This window comes from Acidobacteriota bacterium, from assembly GCA_040752675.1.
Classification (GTDB): Bacteria; Acidobacteriota; Polarisedimenticolia; order JBFMGF01; family JBFMGF01; genus JBFMGF01.
Genome location: JBFMGF010000080.1, coordinates 1 through 3,526, shown reverse-complemented (window position 1 = coordinate 3,526; position 3,526 = coordinate 1). Strand labels below are relative to the sequence as shown.

Here is a 3,526-nt window from a genome sequence, read left to right as displayed (position 1 = left end):
GAAGCCTGTTCCCCTGACGGCGAAAGAGTTTGCCCTGCTCAAGGCACTCATACAGGCTGGAGGCAGGGTCCTGACGAGAGAGAAGCTCCTCATCGACGTCTGGGGAATGGACTATCCAGGCGAAACAAGAACGGTGGATGTCCATATCAGGAAATTGAGAGAGAAGCTCGGCGAGACGAAAAGAATACAGACAGTCAAAGGGGTAGGCTATAAGTTTCTGGTCGATTAAGAAAAATCGAATTGCCATGAAGAAAAGAAGAATCATCTGGTACATCCTAGCATCCTTTCTCCTGATCATCTCCATCTCCATCATCTCCCTGACTCTTTTTCTGAGCTTCTCTCTCGACCAGTTCCTTATGAAGAGGATTCAGAACGAGCTTTCCAGGAACCTTGCTCTCTCTGAAGGTTTGTTCCGTGATGCAATAAAGCCTGATCTCTCTCCTGAGGAGCTTGATCGACTCACCAGATCCACGTCACAGAAGCTGCAGTGTCGCGTCACCGTCATCGCCAGGACCGGAGAGGTTCTCTCCGACTCAAAACTTCAGCCGGATACGCTGGAAAAGATCGAGAGCCATCTCTACAGGCCCGAAGTGCAGGATGCACTCCATCACGGAGAGGGATACTCTTTCCGCTCCAGCACAACCCTGGGGGAGAAAATGGCCTATCGCGCGCGGGTTCTCAAGGATGAAAGAGGAGAAGCAATCGGTTTCCTGAGATTTGCTCTTGGAACGAGAGACATTTCGGTCTTCAAGAGGAATATAAGCCTGATGCTTTTCGGAGGAGGTCTCCTCTCCTTTGCCATTACTCTTCTCGCTGGAGTCTACATCGCTTTCATCATCATGAAACCTATCCAGGAGATATCCACCATCGCCGAAAGAGTCTGGAGAGAGGGAGAGATCAGAAAGTTCCCCCACGTCAGGGTCAAAGAGATCGAAGACATGGGGTATGCGCTGAACAAGATGATAGAGAAGATGGACGAGAAAACGCGGGAAGTGGAGAGGCGCAAGAGTCAGATCGAAGCCGTTCTTTCGAGCATCAGCGAGGGGATCATCGCAGTCGATGCCGACGGAAGGATCATCCTCTGGAACAAGAAAGCCATCGATTTTCTCAAAGTTTCAGGGAGCGCTCTGGAACGGAAACATCTCATGGACGTCTGCCGGCAACCCGAACTTTACTCCATCCTCCACGGCACTATGGAGCAATCGACGGAGATACAGAAGGAGATCCACATCCCGGAGATGAGGAAGACATTTCGTGTCGTTTCTGTTCCTCTCAGATATCCCGCGGAAGGGAGGGGCTCGGGTGCCGTGGCCATTCTGATCGACATCACGGAATTGAAAAAGTACGATGAACTCAGGAAGGAGTTCGTCGCCAACGTCTCCCATGAGCTCAAGACTCCCCTGACCTCTATCAAGGGTTTCACAGAGACTCTCCTAGAGGGAGCCCTCGAGGATGAGAAGACTGCAAGGAAGTTCCTGGAGGTCATTTCTTCTCATGCGGATAACCTGACTCTGCTGATCGAGGACCTCCTCACACTTTCCAGGCTCGACCGACATATGGAAGAACTTGAATACTCCGAAGTGAACCTGAAGGAACTGGTTGACGAAGTTCTCTTCTCATTCCTCCGCCAGATCGAGCAAAGATTGCATCATGTCAGAAATCTCATCCAGGAGGATGTCCCAACCATCAGGGCCGACAGGAAAAAGATGGCGCATGTTCTTTCAAACCTCATCGATAACGCCATCAAATTCACACCAGAATCGGGAGCGATAACCGTCGGATCCAGTCTTGAAGAGAAAGGATTCGTAAAGATCTCTGTTAAAGACACAGGGATGGGAATTCCACTGGAAGCCAGGGGAAGGATCTTCGAAAGATTTTTCAGGGTCGAAGGTAACCGATCCCGTGAACTCGGTGGAACAGGTCTCGGTCTCTCCATCGTCAAGAACATCGTGGAAGCCCACGGGGGCAAGGTGGGCGTGGATAGCGAGCCCGGCAAGGGCTCAACATTCTGGTTCACTCTCCCCCTCGCCTCATGATTCACACATAGATTACTTCTAACTCCATAGAATGTCCGGATCCAGAAGTGATACGCATACGAACCGATGGTACGGATAGCTTGCTTGAACGAGACCTCGATCTTGAAGCGCATGCCGTAGAGGCGGATGATTTCCGGAGGAGATAGAGACAGGTCGGTGGGCGGGTAGAGGGCGGAGCCTCGAGTGGGATGGATCACAGCAACAAATCGGACCAACAGGCCGATCGTAACCTCCAGACAGCAGAAAACCAGTGAATCCATAGATCCATATCGTGACCTCCCGGGAGTGGTGGAGGGGAGGAGTGGGATAGAATAGCATTATAATGCTATACTAAAGGGAGGGAAAAAGACAGAGAAAAAAGGGAGGCACTTGAGGAGGCGTTTTTTGATACAATGAGGACGGTCGCTTATGGCAGAGAAAAGCCTCATCCATATTGAACGACAGATCGCCATGATCAAACGGGAACTCCTGGACATCGATGAAATGCGGCCAGGATCAATTACCAGGCAGTATAAGAATCCAAAGAAGAGGGAGGGCGGATTTTACCAGCTGAGCTATACTCATAGGAATAAGAGCAAGACAGAATATGTCAGAGCCCGGGATGTTGAGGAATTGAAACAACAGGTCCACTCCTATAAGAGATTCAAAGAACTCATCCAGAGATGGATTGACCTGGCGATAGAATACTCAAAGCTGAAATTGGAAAGAGACAATCTTGGCAAGCTAAAGTGACAAGAATACGGTACTCTCAAGCTATTCACACACACGCCTAAAAAGGGGGATTGAGGTTTGTCCTTTTATCAAAACATCTTGATGTTTTGCTTGGCGTTTGCGATCCTTTTTATGGCATTGAACGGTCGATCGCTGGCTTCGGAGATGACACCCGAAGTCTTTATTCAGGAGATGTTGAATGAAGTAGGAGCCGAACTTTCCGATTGCCCTGCTGATATGGCCGATCCTGGATCGGAACGGGTTGCTGTCTGCGCCAGACTGGAGATGGAATATAAGAAATTCAAGCGCACTTGGGACAAACGTGTCAAAGACAGAATCCGATCCTCTTTGAATTCGAGAACGATCACCGCATGGCGGGATAATAAGCTAGGATATGAGCGATTGTATGAAATTGATGGAACGCTGATCAAAGTCTTCAGATCGAAGGATCGTCATGACCTGATCTTCTCGTATTTTAAAGATATAGAGTATTGTGAGACGGGCAAGAGCAGCTACCCGCATAATTTAGAGATCAAAGAAGCAGAAAATATAGTGCCACCAAAACTGATTCCGGAAAGCAAAGTTTCTCCTGCCTATCCTTGGATAGCGAGGCGTAATAAAAAAGAGGGAAAAGTCATTATGCAGGCTGTTATAAAAAAAGATGGCACCGTGGATGATGTGTGTGTTCTTAGAGTCGATACCCCCGGTTTCAATTTCGAAATAGCCGCCGCCATAGCCATGCGACAATGGCGATACAAGCCGGCTTTACAAGATGGCCG

5 protein-coding genes and 1 pseudogene are annotated in these 3,526 nt (G+C 49.1%); 5 read left to right on the top strand and 1 reads right to left on the bottom strand.

Annotated elements, in window-relative coordinates; translation table 11 throughout:
• The coding region (locus tag AB1756_07610; protein ID MEW5807193.1) for a helix-turn-helix domain-containing protein at positions 1-229 on the top strand (229 nt) is incomplete at its 5' end.
• 16 nt (positions 230-245) lie between these two features.
• Positions 246-2,036 (top strand): ATP-binding protein, encoded by a 1,791-nt coding sequence (locus tag AB1756_07605; protein MEW5807192.1) that lies wholly within the window; start codon positions 246-248, stop codon positions 2,034-2,036.
• A gap of 35 nt (positions 2,037-2,071) precedes the next feature.
• On the opposite strand, the pseudogene AB1756_07600 reads toward AB1756_07605, so the two are convergent.
• Positions 2,072-2,260, bottom strand: a pseudogene (locus tag AB1756_07600) (IS4 family transposase).
• On the opposite strand from AB1756_07600, the gene AB1756_07595 reads away from it, so the two are divergent.
• The 3 genes from AB1756_07595 to AB1756_07585 form a co-directional block, all read left to right on the top strand.
• A complete protein-coding gene (locus tag AB1756_07595; protein MEW5807191.1) occupies positions 2,220-2,351 on the top strand; it encodes a hypothetical protein in 132 nt (43 codons plus the stop codon). The pseudogene AB1756_07600 and the gene AB1756_07595 overlap by 41 nt on opposite strands.
• Before the next feature lie 93 nt (positions 2,352-2,444).
• A complete protein-coding gene (locus AB1756_07590) occupies positions 2,445-2,768 on the top strand; it encodes a DUF6788 family protein (GenBank protein MEW5807190.1) in 324 nt (107 codons plus the stop codon).
• 57 nt (positions 2,769-2,825) lie between these two features.
• On the top strand, positions 2,826-3,526 hold a 701-nt coding region (locus tag AB1756_07585), incomplete at its 3' end, for an energy transducer TonB (GenBank protein MEW5807189.1).

What these genes read in the sequence shown, in the direction of transcription:
- AB1756_07605 (MEW5807192.1), top strand. Translation starts at nt 246, where the DNA reads ATGAAGAAAAGAAGAATCATCTGGTACATCCTAGCATCCTTTCTCCTG.
- AB1756_07590 (MEW5807190.1), top strand. Translation starts at nt 2,445, where the DNA reads ATGGCAGAGAAAAGCCTCATCCATATTGAACGACAGATCGCCATGATC.